General features: G+C 38.8%; 19 protein-coding genes, 1 tRNA gene and 1 pseudogene. 9 read left to right on the top strand and 12 right to left on the bottom strand.

What is annotated here, in order from left to right:
* Window positions 1-15: 15 nt before the first annotated feature.
* A complete protein-coding gene (locus tag Q4534_RS06390; RefSeq protein ID WP_303612330.1) occupies window positions 16-789 on the bottom strand; it encodes a hypothetical protein in 774 nt (257 codons plus the stop codon).
* A gap of 369 nt (window positions 790-1,158) precedes the next feature.
* Here Q4534_RS06390 and Q4534_RS06385 point away from each other — a divergent pair, with 369 nt between their 5' ends.
* A complete protein-coding gene (locus Q4534_RS06385) occupies window positions 1,159-1,434 on the top strand; it encodes a hypothetical protein (protein WP_303612329.1) in 276 nt (91 codons plus the stop codon).
* 294 nt (window positions 1,435-1,728) lie between these two features.
* Here Q4534_RS06385 and Q4534_RS06380 read toward each other — a convergent pair whose 3' ends face one another.
* The 5 genes and pseudogenes from Q4534_RS06380 to tnpA all read right to left on the bottom strand — a co-directional run bounded on the left by Q4534_RS06380 (window position 1,729) and on the right by tnpA (window position 4,220).
* Entirely contained in the window at window positions 1,729-1,929 is a 201-nt protein-coding gene (locus Q4534_RS06380; protein ID WP_303612328.1) for a hypothetical protein, read from the bottom strand.
* A gap of 41 nt (window positions 1,930-1,970) precedes the next feature.
* Entirely contained in the window at window positions 1,971-2,105 is a 135-nt protein-coding gene (locus tag Q4534_RS06375) for a transposase domain-containing protein (RefSeq protein WP_303612403.1), read from the bottom strand.
* 36 nt (window positions 2,106-2,141) lie between these two features.
* Window positions 2,142-3,491, bottom strand: a pseudogene (gene tnpC, locus Q4534_RS06370) (IS66 family transposase); the annotation flags it as partial.
* A 75-nt stretch (window positions 3,492-3,566) separates the two neighbouring features.
* Window positions 3,567-3,914 carry an IS66 family insertion sequence element accessory protein TnpB gene (gene tnpB, locus Q4534_RS06365; protein ID WP_303612327.1) on the bottom strand — a complete coding sequence of 116 codons (348 nt, stop codon included), beginning with the start codon at window positions 3,912-3,914 and terminating at the stop codon, window positions 3,567-3,569.
* 3 nt (window positions 3,915-3,917) lie between these two features.
* The gene (gene tnpA, locus Q4534_RS06360) at window positions 3,918-4,220 is read right to left on the bottom strand and encodes an IS66 family insertion sequence element accessory protein TnpA (RefSeq protein WP_303612326.1); all 303 of its coding nucleotides are present in this window, start codon (window positions 4,218-4,220) and stop codon (window positions 3,918-3,920) included.
* A 390-nt stretch (window positions 4,221-4,610) separates the two neighbouring features.
* Between tnpA and Q4534_RS06355 the strand changes: the two genes are divergently transcribed.
* Window positions 4,611-5,552, top strand: coding sequence for an RES domain-containing protein (locus Q4534_RS06355; RefSeq protein WP_303612325.1), 942 nt, complete (start codon window positions 4,611-4,613; stop codon window positions 5,550-5,552).
* 669 nt (window positions 5,553-6,221) lie between these two features.
* Window positions 6,222-6,677, top strand: a complete 456-nt coding sequence (locus Q4534_RS06350; RefSeq protein ID WP_303612324.1) for a hypothetical protein — start codon at window positions 6,222-6,224, stop codon at window positions 6,675-6,677.
* Window positions 6,678-7,115: 438 nt separating this feature from the next.
* Here Q4534_RS06350 and Q4534_RS06345 read toward each other — a convergent pair whose 3' ends face one another.
* From Q4534_RS06345 to Q4534_RS06325, 5 genes are all read right to left on the bottom strand, one after another.
* Window positions 7,116-8,045, bottom strand: a complete 930-nt coding sequence (locus Q4534_RS06345) for a helix-turn-helix transcriptional regulator (protein WP_303612323.1) — start codon at window positions 8,043-8,045, stop codon at window positions 7,116-7,118.
* 6 nt (window positions 8,046-8,051) lie between these two features.
* Entirely contained in the window at window positions 8,052-8,615 is a 564-nt protein-coding gene (locus Q4534_RS06340) for a GNAT family N-acetyltransferase (RefSeq protein WP_303612322.1), read from the bottom strand.
* A gap of 595 nt (window positions 8,616-9,210) precedes the next feature.
* Window positions 9,211-10,086 (bottom strand): toprim domain-containing protein, encoded by an 876-nt coding sequence (locus tag Q4534_RS06335; RefSeq protein WP_303612321.1) that lies wholly within the window; start codon window positions 10,084-10,086, stop codon window positions 9,211-9,213.
* A 209-nt stretch (window positions 10,087-10,295) separates the two neighbouring features.
* Window positions 10,296-11,531 (bottom strand): VapE domain-containing protein, encoded by a 1,236-nt coding sequence (locus Q4534_RS06330; RefSeq protein ID WP_303612320.1) that lies wholly within the window; start codon window positions 11,529-11,531, stop codon window positions 10,296-10,298.
* An 84-nt stretch (window positions 11,532-11,615) separates the two neighbouring features.
* Window positions 11,616-11,897, bottom strand: coding sequence for a helix-turn-helix domain-containing protein (locus Q4534_RS06325; RefSeq protein WP_014022577.1), 282 nt, complete (start codon window positions 11,895-11,897; stop codon window positions 11,616-11,618).
* Between the two features lie 115 nt (window positions 11,898-12,012).
* Here Q4534_RS06325 and Q4534_RS06320 point away from each other — a divergent pair, with 115 nt between their 5' ends.
* Complete coding sequence (locus Q4534_RS06320; protein ID WP_303612319.1) at window positions 12,013-12,270, top strand: hypothetical protein; 258 nt, start codon at window positions 12,013-12,015, stop codon at window positions 12,268-12,270.
* A 260-nt stretch (window positions 12,271-12,530) separates the two neighbouring features.
* Here Q4534_RS06320 and Q4534_RS06315 read toward each other — a convergent pair.
* Window positions 12,531-12,619: transfer RNA gene (locus Q4534_RS06315), tRNA-Ser, on the bottom strand.
* A 346-nt stretch (window positions 12,620-12,965) separates the two neighbouring features.
* Between Q4534_RS06315 and Q4534_RS06310 the strand changes: the two genes are divergently transcribed.
* The 5 genes from Q4534_RS06310 (at window position 12,966) to Q4534_RS06290 (ending at window position 17,800) form a co-directional block, all read left to right on the top strand.
* Window positions 12,966-13,577, top strand: a complete 612-nt coding sequence (locus Q4534_RS06310; protein WP_303612318.1) for a fumarylacetoacetate hydrolase family protein — start codon at window positions 12,966-12,968, stop codon at window positions 13,575-13,577.
* Window positions 13,578-13,692: 115 nt separating this feature from the next.
* Entirely contained in the window at window positions 13,693-15,432 is a 1,740-nt protein-coding gene (locus Q4534_RS06305; protein ID WP_368509148.1) for a M23 family metallopeptidase, read from the top strand.
* Window positions 15,433-15,485: 53 nt separating this feature from the next.
* A complete protein-coding gene (gene bcp, locus Q4534_RS06300) occupies window positions 15,486-15,935 on the top strand; it encodes a thioredoxin-dependent thiol peroxidase (RefSeq protein WP_048643833.1) in 450 nt (149 codons plus the stop codon).
* Window positions 15,936-15,945: 10 nt separating this feature from the next.
* Window positions 15,946-16,797, top strand: a complete 852-nt coding sequence (locus tag Q4534_RS06295; RefSeq protein ID WP_048643834.1) for a transketolase — start codon at window positions 15,946-15,948, stop codon at window positions 16,795-16,797.
* Between the two features lie 34 nt (window positions 16,798-16,831).
* On the top strand, window positions 16,832-17,800 hold the full coding sequence (locus Q4534_RS06290) for a transketolase family protein (protein ID WP_048643835.1): 969 nt from the start codon (window positions 16,832-16,834) through the stop codon (window positions 17,798-17,800).
* Window positions 17,801-17,854: the final 54 nt, after the last annotated feature.

The following is a 17,854-nucleotide window of genomic DNA, read 5'->3' as shown; positions in this document are numbered from 1 at the left end:
AATTCTTTTTTTTAATTATTGATTTGGATTAGCACCCCGTTCGCCAGCCGATTCTGTACATTTCATTCCTCTGCCACCTTCACCTGGATCTCCTTTTTCTCCAGGATCTCCATGTTTACCACCTAGCCCTTTCTTTCCACCATTTACAATTATTTCAAATTTTTCGGATTTAGTTTTCTCATTTGTAAAAACAAAAATATCTCCAGATTTACCCCCATGTCCTCCTACCCCTCCTATTCCTGCATTACCACCATTTCCACCATTACCTCCTTGCGATCCAGAACTTTCTCCATCAGTACTTCTCCTAGCGTCAGCACCATTGTTTCCTTTTTTACCTTTTACTCCATTTCCTCCAGTTTGCCCATGAGAACCATTTCCTCCACAAGCATTCAAAGTCAATTTTTCACCAATAAAATTTTCTAATATAATATTAATGTTCCCTCCGTTATTACCATTTCCTCCCTTTAAACCAGGTGATCCATGCGCTCCAGGTGACCTCCCGTTATTAGCCGCTACCTTGTGATTTTTAGCATCATCTCCCTTTACTGAAATTTCAATTGAATTTGGGCATCTTAAGAATCGAGTGTTAATTGATATACTCTTGGACGGAAGAATTAAACTATCAAGTATTGAAAGATCATATGCCTGAATTATCAAGCTCTTTGAAGTCCAACTTTCAGATTTCGATGATGGAAGTGTAAACACTGTACCAGTTATAAAAATTTCAGATTCTGATTCTTCAATTATAAAATCTTGTTCTCTAACTAAATCAAGTTTAATTTCTTCCATAATTAAATGTTTTTTTATAAATTTACAAATAATTATATTAAACGCAAATGGTTAATTATTATTTACATTACCTATCCACTATTATCGTTTGTGAAATTCTCATTTATACAAAAACCTTACCACAACAAATAATTAAATTACTATGGTAAGTATTATTTTAATAATTCCTTCTAATTTTTTTTGGCACGTTTTTATTTACTAAGTTAGTTGCTAAAACACGCAACTACCATACACAAAAACAACAAAAATTTAGCGCATTCTACAAACGAGAAAATTGAATCATTAACCTATAATTAAATGGAATAGAAAATAATTCAAATAACTTTATAAACCTGTTAAAATAAATATTGTTTAATTAAATTATCAATTATGGAAAAATCAATCAAAGAAGGAGAAGTTGAAAAACTCTCCGAAATCGAAGTAACCATTAAAGGAGTTTCAGACCTCGAAACTGCAATCAAAATCTTATACCTAACTGGACAGACTCCTGAAGGTTTTGACGCAAAAAGTTTAAACAACAAGGTTTCCGGAGACAGTATCACATTATACTTCCCAATTTGCTGTTGGCGCACAGGTGGAAGATGGGTTTACGGTTCAAAGTACAACGGACTGTGTCATTACATTGGAGAGGGTTGCCCAGCTTAAATAAATTTGTCGTTTAAATTTTAGTTGTTCAATTCTAAAAATCACCTCGACTTTTTAGCGCAATTAACTGATAAAAATGGCTTGCAATGTGCAAACCTTTTTTATCAGTTGGACATTGTCCGTTTTGACAATTTTCGGAATTGAGGCATCCAAAACGATGAAAGCAAAATTATATTCAAAAAGAAATAAAACGGCAAATAACTTAGCTATGACAAGTATACGAGACACGTCTTTCTTTAATGTACCTGTACCATAATTAAATACTCTATCCCGTTCCTTTTCCTACTACTTTATTTACCCGATCCAAGTAGCAATATTTCTTCCAGTCCTTCCTTCTTGTAAATCAAAGTCGTAACGGTCCAAAAGTCCGTTGGATCGGCCAACCTTAACACTAGTTGCTTCATGCATTGTTAGTGTAATCGTACCATATACCAAATCTGTAATAAAATTGGCATTTCTCGGAGAAGCATAATTGTAAGCATCCGACAAACCCATATAGTTTAATTTGGAGTTGTGGGTTTTTATGTTTTGAGGAACTATTTAGCGTTGTATTTCTCCCAGTTAGAGGGTAGTAGTTGATAGAGATCTTTTTGCTTGTGGCTCTGGATTCTTTCGAATACGTCCTTGAGCCATTCAAACTCATTAACTTTGTTCTTTTTGCAGCTGGCCATGAAAGAATACATTGCTGCTGTCATCTCCGCAGCCTTGTGCGATCCTGCAAATAGATACGCTTTACGACCTATTGCCAGTGGGCGTACGGCATTTTCTACTAGGTTATTGTCTATTTCCATTTGCCCATGAAGTGCATAAACACTCAGTCCTGCCCATCTTGACCTTGTATATTCTATGGCCTTGCCCATTGGACTTGTTGGTCTGTGGCTGTATTGGTGTTCTTCCAGCCATTGCCCTAATCTTTCAAGTACAGGAGTGGCATTTTCTTTTCTCTCCTGCGTTTTCTGTAGGTAGTTAAGCCCCTTTTCTCTCATCTGTGCTTCCAGCTTATAGAGTAGTTGCATCTCATTTAGAACATGGTTCGCATGTTTTTCATTGTCCTTGATTGCTTAAACAAACTTGCGTCTGGCATGTGCCATACAAAATGTTAAATGAATAGTGTCATGTTTCCCATAAAGGGAATCATATACTTTGTAGCCATCCGTTTGGATGATGCCTTTAAAGTCAGAAAGCATTTCTTTGGGACCCGATCGATCCCTGCCTCTTCTGTAATCAAAGAGTACCAGGCGGTCTACCGGTGCATGGTAGAGCCACATGTATCCCTGATGAATACCGTTTTTGTGATCTTTATCCAATACCTTGATAGGCGTTTCGTCCACCTGTAGGTATTTTTGGCTCAGGACTACCATACTGAGCAATTCCCAGAGTGGCTTGAGCTGTTCCCAGCCTCTCATTACCCAGTCGGAGGCACTTGAAGCAGGAATTCTTACCCCCATCTTACTGTATTTATCCAGCTGCCTGTGTAATGGCATTCCGTAGACATATTTGTCTACGGTAAGCTGGGAAATCACTGATTCTGAAGGTATTCCCTTTTCTATTACTCTGTCTGGTAAGGTGCCTATGAGTATACCCTCACCGCTTGGTTTTGCATACTTTGGACGTACATAACGTTTCACATAAAAAGATGCGGGAACTACTTCCAATACTTCGGTTACTTCCTGACCTATCTGCACACAACCTTCAGTGGATTCTGAAGGCTCTATCACCACTTCTTCCCTTCTGAGCTCTTCGGGAAGGCTCATACGAGAGGTGCCCTTGGCTCTTTTCTTTGGAGTGGTTTTTTGCTCTGTGGTAGGTACAGACTCAGAAAGCTCTTCTTGTACAGCTTGGGTGGTACCTAGCTCGAAAAGCCCCATCTGATTTAGTCCCACATTAGAAGTTCTCTTTTCACTCTTGGTGCCAAAAATATACCCCCTAAACTTTTCAAGTTCATGCTGTAGGTCTGCTATTGCACTTTCCTTTTCGGAGATGATCAACAATGACTCCTGATGGGCTTGGAGCTCTTGCTCATATAGCTTTTTGTAGTCGATTGTCTCATTTTCCATGACATAAAAATAAGCATAAAAAATAGGTTTAAAGTAGTTTTAAGGTACTTTTTTACTCAATTCACCTGTTTATTTTCATGCCCTTTTTAAGGGTGTGTATCGGGTTCTGTAGCGCACCGATTCTAGCCTTACCCCCTGTAAGAGGAAGCTGAGTTGAGTACTCGTAATGGCTGTTCCGGTGAGAATAGGACGTTCGAAAGTACCTCGTTCCAGCTTTTTGATAAATAAGGCAAAACTATCTTTGTCCCATTGTAAAAGTCGGATTTGATTGCCTCGCTTGCCAATAAAAATGAACACATCTCCATTCATGGGATCAAAGCCCAGCTTGTTACGTACCAGTCCAGAAAGGGCATTGATACCAAAACGCATATCGGTGGGTTTATCAAATAAAAAACAACGACATGAAGAGGATAGGGCAAGCATTCGTTAGCCAAGAAGGGTTTTAACAAACTCAGGTGAAACCTCATCATAGAGTTCCAGGCTGACTCCTGAAGGGTAATGAATATGGGCTATTACGCGACCATGTCGACCAACAGAAGGAACAGGATCTAGCAATTGAAAGCCTTTTCCTCCGGTGGATTCTTCTTCCTGTGTGCTGAATTTTTTGGTCCAATAATAAAAAGTTGTCCGAACGATCCCATGCATGTCGGCAAATTCTGACTTACTAACCCCTGAGGATAACCATTCCTGATAAAGTTTACGCATATTGCCTTCTGTCTGTCTTTTCATGACACAAGTTTAGCAACAGATCTTCAATACTAAAAGATGTAGTTTATCGGACGGATACCGACAAACCACACCTGTGGAAAAACAGGGCTACTTGCTAATTCTTCGGGATACAGCCTATCCCGGTTTTTACTGGGAACTCCCGCACATAAGGAATACCGATGGAAATCGATAAATGCTTCGGTCCAGGTTTTCACCCTCTGGAATAATTTGGTATCTTCGACACAGGTGCCCTTGCTGAGTACATACAGCGGGTCATAGCGCATCTCTTTGTAAGGCTAGACTGGATACACTAGTTAGATAATTATTCCGACAAAACTTTAACCTTGAGACCTGGGAGAATATCACCACAACGCTAAACTCGCAGGACATTATTTTCAATTTCCCATCAACATGATAAACTTCCCTAAAGATCAAATTAAAAACTTCAGCAGCTTACTAGACTATTTTAAGAATTTATCTGAGGGCGTTATCAACGGAGTTACCGAGAAATGGCTTTTAATGGTTCTGGATAGTACTCTACCAATTTTCTTTTCACTCAAAAATAAAAGTCGGTTCCCAATTATTGAGCGAATAACAATCAACAAAAATGTCATCGGTAAGAATAAGAGGATTGATAATCTAAATTTTCTTAAATATCCTCCACCTGAAAAGGTTAAAAAGTATGGTCGCTGCAACATCCCTGGAACGAGTGTTCTTTATGGAACATTCATGAAACCAACAGCGATGATGGAAATGGCTCCCAAAGTTGGTGATTTAATCACAATCTCAAAATGGAAGTTGAAGGATGATTATAAACTGACTTATGCTCCAATATTTATGAATCAGCCTACAGACGGGATGTTTAACCCAAGAACATTTGAAATCATACGGCAATTTGATGAACAGGTAAACAAAATATTTTCTGAACCTTCACGAAAAATTGTCAGGGAATTAAATCAATTCATTGCAGATTCATTCACAAAACATGTTGGTGAAAATCATCAAGATTACCTGTTTAGCTCATATTTCTCTAATAGACTAATGCACGTCAATCCTCAATTCTCTGTTGAGGCAATTTATTACCCTAGTGTTCAGTCTAAGTTGAATCAGGAGAACATCGCCATTAGAACAGATGTGTTTGATCAACATTACGTAATCGAAGAGGTCAAAGATTCTATTATCACAATTGAACCTTCGTTTGGAAACAAATCATATCTGGCGGATGGTTTAGGAAGCTGCAAAAATTTTGATTTTACATCTGGAAAAATACTTTGGGACCCATCTAAAAATCATCAGTCATCAACAAAGATTTTTGAACACAAATTGAATCATAATCTAGACCTAGATGTATAAAAAATACATAGTAGAATAGGTTAAGGGGAATCCCACACCTAAACGACTCATCATGATCAGACGAAATACGGGGCCCTCCAATTGTTTATTTAATTTTCTTTAGCGGAATTCACGAATGCTGGCGCATTTCATGAGGCTCTAATTATGCAGTAGGTTAATAGTCCATTATGTTAGACTAATTTGTATCCAAGTCCCCAATGGTAGAAAAGGTTTGGATAAGAGACAGTAACATTTCTAAGCCATTTTACTGCTTTGACCTTGCTTCCTTTGAAGCTTTTATACTTATTCAGAATCCACCCACCATTCGGGAGATTTAGTAGAGGTTCTTACGTTTGAGTACTTTTTCTAACATATCTAATCTGTGCCCCTCCCCTATGTACCGCCCCTCACGGCAAACCTCTCCTAAGAAAAAATAGTATAGGCTTAGCGCCATGTTAATGCTTCGGTACACAGCCCGTCCCGGTTTTTACCAGGAACTCTCGCACAAAAGGGATACCGATGGAAATCGGTAAATGCTTTAGCACAGGTTTTCACCCTCTGGAATAATTTGGTATCTTCGATACCAGATACCCATGCTGGGCCCACACACTGTATATACAAAACCCTAGCTCCGCTACGGGCTTTGCATATGCTTAACGTTACTTATAAGAAAAAAATAAAAAATCACTAATGGAGGCAAAACATGAAATACTCTTAGAGTTTTACAAAAGTCATGAAAGCTCAATGCTTAATCACGAATCACAAAGAGCAAATATGACCAATATAATATTGACAATTTGCACTATTTTAATTGCAGTAATTGGTTCAATGGAAGTTGGAATTGAAAAAATAATACTTTCTTCAATTCTTCCAATTCTCGGGATTTACGGGTATGTTTTTTCCATGAAACATTATGAAAGATTTTCATGGCATTTATCATGCAGTAATTTATACCGAGAGAAAATACATAAAGAATTTCCAGAAACAGTTATAGATAGGAAAACAGCAAGAGAAAAATTAAAACTTAGGTTTGGTTGGGTTCATAAATCTAGACTATTTAAATATTGGACATCCATCCAAATAGTCATTGCAATAATCGGTTTTGCAATTTTAAGCCTTTCAATAATACAATTTGTAAATAAGTAATAAGAAGCCTGTTGGTAGTCGAGTAGGTAAAGGGGAATCCTACCCCTAAACTGCTCATCCCGGTCCACGGGGATACGTGAATCTTTCAATTGTTTATTTAATTTTCTTTAGCGGAATTCACGAATGCTGCCGCATTTCATACGGCTCTTATTATACAGTCGGTTAATAATACATTAAGTTAGACTAATTTGTATCCCAGTCTCCAATGATAGAAAATGCTTGGATATGAATTCGTAACTTGTCTAAGCCATTTTACGATCTTGACCTTGCTTCCTTTAATGCTCTTGTATTTGTTCAGATTCCACTTGATCAAACGATGGAGCAGGCAATAAAACACTTGTTTTAAACTTCTTAGGCTTATTTTTTCATTATAGTGAACCAAGTTGGATAAAATGATTCAATTTGTGTCACCCCCATTACTTTTACACTTCCAGTTGATTAACCCACCTCAGCCGTCCTTTCACCTCTAGTAATCTTATTCAATAGGTCAAACTTGTTATTACTCTCTGCTTTTTTGAAAATATTCTGCATATGCTTATTCACGGTTCTTTCTGAGATAAACAAAGTATCAGCTATATCCTTGTATATATGACCTTCCCGGACCAATTCGCAGATTTCAATTTCACGCTTTGTCAAGCCAAGCTTGGTACAGCGAATGGTGAAAATTTCATCTTCATTTTTGGTTTGCAGAAGATTCAGCGTTTCCAGGTCTTTTTTATTTTCTTCGACCATGTTCCGGATATACAGGACTGTGATTATCAGAAAGCCACCATTTGTTAATAAAACTTCTGTAAGCTGTGTTACTTCCAAATAAGCCAACAATGGCATCAATGTCCAGGGAGCTACAGCAACGTAAGATAGAATAGCATCAAAGGAGGCCTTTCGGGTTTTGTAGCGTTGGCGAATGCCCCAAAGGATATTGTACACCATGTAAAAAGCATAGGAAAACGGAATGATCATTCCCACATAGATCACCGTCTTTAGGTCTATTCCTAAGGGATATAATATACAGAAGAAAAGCACAAATGGTACGATCAAAAATATAAGCACCCCGTATTTGGCATGAAATTCTAAATGGGTAATATTGAAAGCCCTGTAAAAATAATAAGGAAAATAAGCTCCCATACCGAAACCAGCACCATAGGCAAGAATGTATTGTAATGTTACTGACAGAGGTAAATCTTCATCTGGAAAAAGTCCTCCGGCCAAATTGTAAAGGATGAGGAGGAAAAGCAAAATTAGATAATATTTCCTCTTCTTCTCATTCGGCTTTTGGAGGTAAAAAACCAGTTGATGGGAAAACATCATCACCTCCAACAAAACAAATACTAAGGTTACAATGTGGATTTCGGTATTCAGAACAGTCATAATGTTTTAGGCAGTTTTCAGGAAGTAAAATGGAAATCCAAACTTTTCGGAGACGGTATAAATCTCCAAACCGTGTTTCTGATACCAGGGGAGATTGCTCTCTGTAGATGTTTCCAGGTAAACAGGACGGTCAAGTGTTTTGGAATAATCCAATACATGCTCCAGGATCTTAGTGCCAAAGCCATTTTTTTGCTTTTCCGGGCTTACCCCAACAAACCATAAATAGGTAAAAGGCTCTTTGGGATAATGTTTTTTTATGAAGGATTCCCTAGCCAGTGCTTTGGGAATATTTCCCAACCCAATGGTTTTTAGAATTAACTGTATATCCAGATATGTACTTTTCCAGGAGAACTTTTTCTTATCCTGAAACTGTATCATAGCACAAGCGTTGCCATCCTCCGAAATAAAAACTTCACCCATATCAATGCAGTTTTCAAAAGAATACTCCATCAAATAGCGAATTTTCTCTTCTTCTTTACCAGCAATGTAGTTGACACTTTTGTTTTTTTTGAATGCTTTCAACAGGATGGTTACGACCTTTTCCCTGTCATTTTGGGTTGCTTTTCTCATTTGATTTTCTTTGTTAAAATCCGAGTTGCGAGGATTTTTCTTCTCCACTCCAAATTACACAACTGTCAAACAGGAAGGGAAATGGGAGGGGCAAGTTCGTTTTTGGTAGAAAAAAAACCAGCGGTTTTTTGTCGGACAAAGACACAACTTGCAAGGACCGCGCACAGCGGAATTCTATTGGAACCAGAGTGTTAGTTAGCCTCTAGTTGGTTAAGTAAAGAACTGTTTTAATGTAAATTAATAACTAAATATTACTAATAATATTGCTTAACATATATTTTTATCTAAAAATATACAAATAAATATTATTATTTTTTCAGATATATAGACCTTCAAATATATGGTCATATGTGTATTTGGATACCTGTATATGCATTTATTATTGGAACTTGCAATTCCATATTTGCCATTACCCTCCTCCTTTTTGGAATATATATATGTATAGCATTATTTGAATAGGAATGTATACAGGCATGGGTATATCGGCATATCCGTATATTCAACGCTTTTAAAGGCAAGGCCTTGAATCTTCCCCAACCAACAATGTTACTTTCATTATTTTTCTGTAGGATTCCTAAAATCCAGAATTGTTCAATCATCTTTTTACGCTTAAATTTTCTCTACTCATCCAATACTCGTTTAAATCTTTATGGGGATGAAATAATTCTGACTTGTCTCGGCAATGGGGTATGCTATCCATTAGTTTTCTGGCCGCCTCTTTTCCAGCCTTATCCCTATCCAGAAATAAGTTTACACGTCTATATTTATTAATTTTCGAATAATATCCCTGTAAATTGGCCAAAGAATTGAGCACCATAAAGTCCTCTCGGTAATGGCCCCCTTTTCTCATCTCCCTATAACTCAGCAGGTCAAATATTCCTTCAAAAAGGCAAAGATCAGCTGAATTGTTACAGTAGGTAGATACCCCCTGGGCAGTGCAGCCTTTCCAATATTTGTTACGTATTGCCCAGCCGTTTTCATGAGGATTTCCTAACCCAAAATACCTGTTGTCTCCAATGCGGTAATAGACTTCACGGCAAAACTCTTTAGCTGTATCCATAAGGATTCGCCTGGATTGAAGGTAATCCGTTATGGCGCTATTGTTTCCTAGTGGTTTGGTTTTTACAATCTTGATTCCTTCAGCTGTCTCTTCCGATGATTTGGGTCGGGGAATAGCAGGCTGGTGAAGAAAAAAAGAAGATCCACTTACTGTTTCGATTTCCCTAATAGCATCAGGAACAGTATAAGCAGGATTCATTTTAAGAACCAGATCAATCAGCGTACCCCCAGCATTTCCATCTCCGAAATCTACCCATAGATTTTTGCTCGGGCTTACCTTAAAAGAAGGGGTTGATTCCTCCCGGTAGGGAGAATAATAAAAGCAATAGCCCGCTTTTACTTTACTTGGTCTGATTCCTATCTGGTCTAGATAGGTTATTATGGATATTTTATTTGCCTCTTTTGCATTCATTGTTCTTAAGTTTAATTTTTTAGAAAAACCACTTACTACAACTACTACCTTACTACAAACTTCCGTTTAATTATTGATATTCAGTTGTTTATATCTCTTATGCATCAAAACCCATCTTACTACAAAAGCACGGTTTGTAGTAGGATGTAGTAACTATAATTATCTCATCTTACTACAGTTTAATTAACTGTAATTCAAATAATTACCCCCTATTTGTAGTAAGTAGTAGCTTTGTTTTGTTTTATGTAATATCCTTTTTCAGGGAAGTTTTGACCTTCGTTTCTCCGCACCTGAGACTGAACATGGCCAAGGAGCTTCAAAGCCTTCCCTATTTCCACCGGGCTAATTCTGAGATTTCCGGAGATATTTAAAGCCAGCTGATGGCAGATATCCGTTGCAGTCATGAATTTGTCATGGTCCTCTTTGGTACCTGGAGTAAAGAACTTTTGCACCAGCTCAACCTCTGGAGAAATGGTTTTGTACTGGTTGTTCATGATTTCATTTTCCCGGATTTCCTTCGCTGTCATTTCATAATGAAAATTCGTCAGGTATAGCTGATAAGCCTGTGCCCAAACCCTATCGATTTCAATTTCTTTTATGTAACTCCAATTAATTTCCCTTACCGTAAAGCAGAGCCAACGCACGCTACCTGTCACATCCGTGAGAAACTCGGCCTTATTGGTAGATCCCCAAATGGAAGCCCTTCTCGGTTCCATTTTAGGCTTCTTGTCATAAGGATGTCTTACTTTGACTTGTGATTTACTCATCAGTGTTTTCTGCGCATTGATCTCGGTTTTGGAAAGTGTGGAAAGTTCATCCTGAATGATTCCAAAATTTTGGCTCAAGGCGATCAGACTGTCCTTGTCCACAGAAATATTTTCAGCCTGGTAAGTCTTCAGCTGATCTGGAATCAGGAAACGGGTAAGTGTGGTCTTACCACTATTCTGTTGTTCCTGTACAAAGATCAAAGCTTGCTTATTGAAAAAGTCATCCCGTAGACAACAGGCCACACAACGCACCAGCCATTTTTTGAACTGGGTCTCGAAACGTTCTTGCCCATGTACCTGGATATAGTGAGTGAATTTCCGGATATAGTCCCCATGGCTGGTTTCACTCCAGGTCTCCCGAACATATTTGAAGTAATTCACGAAAGGGTTGGTTTTTGGAATAAAATCTGAGGACAGAAAGGTATTGATCTCTGCCACCGAGGTACGGTATCCCTCCTGTCGGCATTCTATGTAAAGCGTATGGGGATTGACTGGATGGTACTTCTTTCCTTCTTTTTCTTTTGCAAAGACCTCATTAAGAACCATGTTATTTTTAAACTCATATTTTGTCATAAGGAATCTGATCATCCGAATTGTCGCACTCGAAGATTTTTCATCAATCTTTTTGATAGGGGTTTTATCGTCCATATTTCTGTAGATTTGGGTTGATTTTTCCATACAGAAATGGTATATTTATCTCACTAAAAACGGAATACCATTTCCTAATGAAATTAATTAAGGCGGATCGGGCATGATCCGCTTTTATTTTTTCCGGCCGTTTTTCTGGTGACCGGCATTGAGTATATCCGACTTTTTGAAATATACCCTGGTGTTGATTACCTGTTCCTTCAGGAAACCTTCCCTGCGCCAATTGTTGATCGTTGTGCGGGAGCGCCCTAGCAGTTTCATGGCTTCGGGGATCTGTATCAATTCATCGTCGGGAGTGGCTGGCTGCAGCTCAGGAATTATCCTGGAAGCTACTTCTTCAGCAATCTCCTGGATAAGTTGTCTTTTGTCAATTGGTGAAAAGATCATGTCATTCATATTCAGTTTTCGTTTGGTTTGTTGGCCGAATATGGTCACAAGTTGGCAGGGGTAGTTAGCTGGGGTAGTACCCCAAGTTTAAGGAAAGCCTCATGGTTGGTTTGAATGGAGGGTTTTGAAGGAAAAAAAATTGCATGAAGGCAAGATGCTTATTGAACTGATAAGAATGATCCTTCAAGCCATTGAAAGAGATGACTTCATTCTTGCACAGAACCATATCAAAAATTTGGAAATTGTAAGTTTGAAACTGGCCGTTGGAGGACATGGAGGAAACTGTACCCAATTTGAGCTTTGCAAAAGAGAAAAAATAACCGGTCCAACATTTCCTTTAATCGGTGACTTCTTTATTGCATTTTCATCAGGCAAAAAGTAAATGGTAAATTTAAAAATTACGTCCATTTCAATTTCCAGGTCACTCCACCCAATTGTTGTAATGAAAAAATATTTGATGTTGGAAACTATTAGGTCTCATTAAAAAAATTCGGCAAATTCTAGAAAATGACAAAACAGGAATACTTAATTTGAATTAAGCGGTTAGAGTGAAAATCAGGATAATTCGCCCCTGAATTCGCCCCTGATTAAAAAGAAAAAACCCTAACCTATTGAGTATCAATAAGCTAGGGTTTTGTTCAGTAGAGAGTGGGGGATTCGAACCCCCGGTACGCTATTAGGCGTACGACAGTTTAGCAAACTGCTGGTTTAAGCCACTCACCCAACTCTCTAAGTACTGGTGAAGCATTTAAACAAATTATTCTTGATTTAAATAAGCTTGCTCACTGTTTGGATCAAACAACGAAAAATGCTTTTTTAAATCCTATCTTAATATCAATTCCGACCGCTTCCCGATCAGTGATGCAAATATAAACCAATATTCTGCAATTTAACAAAACCAAAAGAGGAAAAAAGAGTACTTTTTTACGCCTTTACCCTGAAAAAGAAGCTAATCGATTTTAAGTCAACTAAATAAAAATACCAACATTTTTTAAACTTCTTTCCAATTAAATAATCCTTCTTTTAAAATCGCCCTAGAATTCCTTTCTTTGCAGCCCATACTATATTTCTTGAGAGATGAAAATTATTGCCATAGGCCGAAATTATGCGGCACATATAGAAGAACTAAACAATGAAAAGCCGGATGCGCCTGTTGTTTTTATGAAACCGGACACGGCTTTGCTAAAAGACAATGCCCCTTTTTACCATCCTGAATATTCTGACAATATTCACCATGAAGTGGAATTGGTCCTCAAAATAAACAAGGAAGGCAAATACATACAGCGCAAGTTTGCCCACAAGTATTACAATGAAATTGGTATAGGTATTGATTTTACAGCAAGGGACCTGCAGCAAAAGTGCAAAGAAAAAGGCCTTCCATGGGAAATTGCCAAAGCTTTTAATGGCTCTGCCCCATTGGGTAAGTTTAAACCAGTTACCCTTTTTCCTGACCTGGCCAATATTAATTTTCACCTTGACATCAACGGTGAGAGGCGCCAAACAGGCAACACTTCTCTACTCCTCTTTCCATTTGATGTGATTATCGCCTATGTTTCTCAATTTTTCACCCTTAAAACAGGTGACCTGATCTATACCGGCACACCTGCAGGTGTGGGCAAAGTTAATATTGGTGACAGGTTGGAGGCTTATGTGGAAGATGAAAAATTGCTGGATTTTGAAATTAAATAAAGGCCTATACACTCTACTATTCGTATGCATTGTCCTTGTCTTTCTCTCTCAAACTCAGAAAGGCTATTACCTATTTCCCATCAAACCCGGCCAGCAAAATTTCCTGGCTGGCAATATGAGCGAAATAAGGAGCAATCATTTTCATACCGGACTTGACATCAAAACGGAAGGAAGACAAGGTTTGGCCGTACTCGCTTCTGCGGATGGTTACGTTTCCAAAATCAAAGTTTCTTCTTTCGGCTATGGCAATGTGCTTTACCTCAAACACACCAATGGCACAAGCACGGTGTATGCCCATCTCAGGAGCTTTGAATCGCCGATAGCGGAGTTCATGCAGCATAAAATATATGAAGCCCGTGAAAATGAATTGGAATACACATTAAAACCTGGAGAATTGCCCATTTCTCAGGGAGACACCATTGCTTATTCCGGCAACACTGGTAGTTCGGGTGGTCCCCACCTGCATTTTGAAATCAGGGATTCCCTCAACAGGGCCATCGATCCCCTACATGCTGGCTTCAAAGAAATAGTGGACACCACCTCCCCCATCGTTCGAAGGGTCGCCATAAGTCCGCTAACACCTGATAGCCGGGTCAATGGAATGTATCGCCGACAAGAATTCTCCCTTATCTATAGTTCTGGCGCATTTCAGGTACAGCCTACGATCAAAATTTCAGGAAAGGTGGGCATTGAAGTACTGGCCTACGATCAGTTGGATGAAATGTACAATAGAAATGGGTTTCCTATTTTTGAAATTTATGAGGCCGACAAAAAAATATTTAGAGCTGAGGTCAATGAAATAGATTTCAACATTGGCCGCCATATTCTCCTACACACCTATCGGAACCGGTATACTCGGCTTTACAAAAAACCAAACAACAAGTTTTCATTTTACGAACCCGATACAGTATTAAGTGGGGCCATATCAGCCATGCCTGGTGAGGAAAAATCCATAACTGTAAAATTATTGGATGCCTATGCCAATGAATCAGACTTGAGGATCATATTCAGTGGTGAGCTTGCTCCAACTGACTTAGAAGGCATAAACTATACCTCTGGCAATAGTCAAATAGATTACCAAGAGAATGTGTTGATCTTAAACAGTACAGCCGCTGAAGAAGGGGATCTGGCCATTGTTCATGTAAATGGCTTGTCTATGGAGCTGCCTTACGCCTATGCGGGAAGAAATAAACGGACCTACCTGTGGGACATGCGTCTGGGCGTTCCCGATTCGATTGACCTTTGTTCCGAAACCATTCTGCCAGAAGTTGAAGCCAGAATCCCCGCGGGAGAAGAACTGCTGTTCGACAATGGAGAAGTAAGAATAAACTTTGAAAAAGAAAGCTTGCTGGATGACCTTTATTTAAGAATTGAACATTTTGAAGAGAAGGGTTTGAAAGGATTGACCATCAATGACCAATTTGATTACCTTTGGCAACAAGTTTCAGTGAGAATGAAAGTCGATAATTTCCAGGGAGACACTTCCAAAACCCATATGTATCAATTGTACAGAAACGGGCATAAAAATTTTGTAGGTGGCAACTGGCAGGGTCCATTTATAAATTTCAAAACCAGGGTTTTTGGAGATTTCGTATTGGCCACCGACAGCATTCCACCCTCAATCCGGGCAGTACGTGTCAATAGTCGAGAAATTAGGTTTGTAATCAAGGACAATTTGTCTGGAATAAAGGATTTTAATGCTTGGGTAGATGGAAAATGGACACAGATGAGGTACGAACACAAGCAAGCCATAATATGGTCTGACCCGTTGCCTGGCACTACTTTAAAAGGAGAGGTTTTGCTAAAAGTAAGAGATCGAGCAAATAACGAGGCCATTTATAAGGGAAACATTTAATTTATTCCGATATTTAAGGGCTAAAATCAATAGTAATAAAAAAAACTACAACTATGTCACTAGAAGTAGGCCAAACGGCACCTGACTTTGAGTCAAAAGATCAAGATGGAAATCCCATCAAGTTATCCGATTTTCAAGGAAAAAAAGTAGTCTTGTACTTTTACCCAAAAGACAATACCCCCGGATGCACTGCCCAGGCCTGTAATTTGAGAGACAACTACGAAAGTCTCCAAAAAGCCGGCTATGTAGTCTTAGGGATAAGTTCAGATGCGGAGAAATCTCATAAAAAATTCATTGAGAAATTTGAGCTACCCTTTCCGCTCATTGCTGATGAAGACAAAAGTGTACATGAAAAATATGGTACCTGGGTAGAGAAAAACATGTATGGAAGAAAATACATGGGCACAGCCAGAACCACTTTTATTATTGATGAAAAGGGAGTAATTGAAGAAATTATTTCAAAAGTTAAAACAAAGGAACACACCAATCAAATTATTAAATAATTCCAAATCAATGGAAAAAAAATCAACCGAACAATTAGAAGCAATCTGCTCCCAGGTAAGAAGAGATATTTTACGAATGGTGCATGCCTGTCAATCAGGTCATCCAGGAGCATCTTTGGGCTGTACTGAGTTTTTCGTAGCCCTGTACTTTGACCAAATGACAAATAACCCAGATTTCAATATTGATGGACCTGGAGAAGATCTATTTTTCCTTTCAAATGGACATATATCACCCGTATGGTACAGTGTATTGGCCAGAAGCGGTTATTTCGAGACAAGTGAATTAAAAACTTTCCGTAAATTAAATAGCAGATTACAGGGACATCCAGCCACTGAAGAAGGACTACCGGGTATACGTGTAGCTTCCGGTTCTTTGGGCCAAGGACTATCTGTAGCCATAGGTGCTGCATTCGCGAAAAAAATCAATAACGATGACAAAACTGTCTATGTCCTAATGGGAGATGGAGAGCAGCAAGAAGGTCAGATTTGGGAAGCAGCTCTAAGTGCTCCTCACCATAAACTGGACAATATCATCGCAACCATAGACCTTAACGGTCAACAAATAGATGGACCTACCAAGGACATTATCAACCTTGGAGATCTAAAAGCCAAATGGGAAGCTTTTGGCTGGGAAGTCATCGTAACCGAGCATGGCAATGACATGTCAGGTGTAGTCCAAGGGCTGGAAAAAGCAAAAAGTCTCCTTGGAAAAGGAAAACCAGTATTGAACCTGTTACATACCGACATGGGCTACGGAGTAGATTTCATGGTTGGCACTCACAAATGGCATGGTGTAGCTCCAAATGACGAGCAACTAGAAAATGCCTTAGGACAACTGAAAGAAACCCTTGGTGATTATTGATTTCGGTGATAACAGATCTAAAAAAGTTTGAATAATGGAAAATAAATTGGATACAAAATATACATACACTGAAAAAAAGGACACCAGGTCCGGGTTTGGTGATGGTCTACTAGAAGCAGGTAGAAAAAACGAAAACGTGGTTGCACTTTGTGCTGACCTTATTGGTTCATTGAAAATGGGAGCCTTCCAAAAGGAATTCCCTGAGCGTTTTTTCCAAATGGGTATCTCAGAAGCCAACATGATAGGTGCTGCTGCAGGACTAACCATTGGAGGTAAAATACCTTTCACAGGTACATTTGCCAACTTTTCTACAGGACGTGTATATGATCAAATCAGACAGTCTGTAGCTTATTCTGAAAAGAATGTGAAGATTTGTGCCTCTCATGCAGGACTTACTTTAGGAGAAGATGGTGCTACTCACCAAATCCTTGAAGACGTAGGCATGATGAAAATGCTTCCAAATATGACGGTAATCAATCCATGTGATTACAACCAAACAAAGGCAGCAACCATGGCTATCGCTGAGCATGAAGGCCCTGTTTATCTTAGATTCGGCAGACCAAAATGGCCTATTTTCACTCCTGAAAACCAGGAATTTGTAATAGGTAAAGCCTGGAAAATGATCGAAGGTACAGATGTAACTATTTTCGCTACAGGACACCTTGTATGGGAAGCAGTAGAAGCAGAAGCCATCCTTAGGGCTGAAGGCATCTCTGTGGAACTTATCAATATCCACACCATCAAACCTTTGGACACTGAAGCTATTTTGGCATCTGTTGCAAAAACAGGTTGTGCAGTAAGTGCAGAAGAACACCAATTCAATGGTGGCTTGAATGACAGTATTGCGCAGACATTGATCAGAAATCAACCTGCCCCTCTTGAGTTTATCGGTGTTGACGATTCCTTTGGAGAATCGGGGACACCTGCTGAGCTATTGGAGAAATATGGTTTGAACGCCAAAAACATTGTTGAAGCTGCTAAAAGAGCAATTTCAAGAAAGTAAACTGTTCTAATAAGAATAATTGAAGCGAGGAAAACTTAAAACTTTCCTCGCTTT

This window comes from Cyclobacterium sp. 1_MG-2023, assembly GCF_030546805.1.
Lineage (GTDB): Bacteria > Bacteroidota > Bacteroidia > Cytophagales > Cyclobacteriaceae > Cyclobacterium.
The sequence above is the reverse complement of the archived record's forward strand: the minus strand, read 5'-3'. Positions and strand labels throughout refer to the sequence as shown.

Bases quoted from the DNA above. Each gene is read 5' to 3' on its own strand.
- bcp (WP_048643833.1), top strand. From the start codon at position 15,486: ATGTCACTAGAAGTAGGCCAAACGGCACCTGACTTTGAGTCAAAAGAT.
- Q4534_RS06295 (WP_048643834.1), top strand. From the start codon at position 15,946: ATGGAAAAAAAATCAACCGAACAATTAGAAGCAATCTGCTCCCAGGTA.
- Q4534_RS06345 (WP_303612323.1), bottom strand. From the start codon at position 8,045: ATGACTGTTCTGAATACCGAAATCCACATTGTAACCTTAGTATTTGTT.
- Q4534_RS06330 (WP_303612320.1), bottom strand. From the start codon at position 11,531: ATGGAAAAATCAACCCAAATCTACAGAAATATGGACGATAAAACCCCT.
- Q4534_RS06310 (WP_303612318.1), top strand. From the start codon at position 12,966: ATGAAAATTATTGCCATAGGCCGAAATTATGCGGCACATATAGAAGAA.
- tnpB (WP_303612327.1), bottom strand. From the start codon at position 3,914: ATGCTTGCCCTATCCTCTTCATGTCGTTGTTTTTTATTTGATAAACCC.
- Q4534_RS06335 (WP_303612321.1), bottom strand. From the start codon at position 10,086: ATGAATGCAAAAGAGGCAAATAAAATATCCATAATAACCTATCTAGAC.
- tnpA (WP_303612326.1), bottom strand. From the start codon at position 4,220: ATGAAAAGACAGACAGAAGGCAATATGCGTAAACTTTATCAGGAATGG.
- Q4534_RS06375 (WP_303612403.1), bottom strand. From the start codon at position 2,105: ATGGCCAGCTGCAAAAAGAACAAAGTTAATGAGTTTGAATGGCTCAAG.
- Q4534_RS06390 (WP_303612330.1), bottom strand. From the start codon at position 789: ATGGAAGAAATTAAACTTGATTTAGTTAGAGAACAAGATTTTATAATT.
- Q4534_RS06350 (WP_303612324.1), top strand. From the start codon at position 6,222: ATGGAGGCAAAACATGAAATACTCTTAGAGTTTTACAAAAGTCATGAA.
- Q4534_RS06380 (WP_303612328.1), bottom strand. From the start codon at position 1,929: ATGGGTTTGTCGGATGCTTACAATTATGCTTCTCCGAGAAATGCCAAT.
- Q4534_RS06355 (WP_303612325.1), top strand. From the start codon at position 4,611: ATGATAAACTTCCCTAAAGATCAAATTAAAAACTTCAGCAGCTTACTA.
- Q4534_RS06325 (WP_014022577.1), bottom strand. From the start codon at position 11,897: ATGAATGACATGATCTTTTCACCAATTGACAAAAGACAACTTATCCAG.
- Q4534_RS06385 (WP_303612329.1), top strand. From the start codon at position 1,159: ATGGAAAAATCAATCAAAGAAGGAGAAGTTGAAAAACTCTCCGAAATC.
- Q4534_RS06340 (WP_303612322.1), bottom strand. From the start codon at position 8,615: ATGAGAAAAGCAACCCAAAATGACAGGGAAAAGGTCGTAACCATCCTG.
- Q4534_RS06305 (WP_368509148.1), top strand. From the start codon at position 13,693: ATGAGCGAAATAAGGAGCAATCATTTTCATACCGGACTTGACATCAAA.
- Q4534_RS06290 (WP_048643835.1), top strand. From the start codon at position 16,832: ATGGAAAATAAATTGGATACAAAATATACATACACTGAAAAAAAGGAC.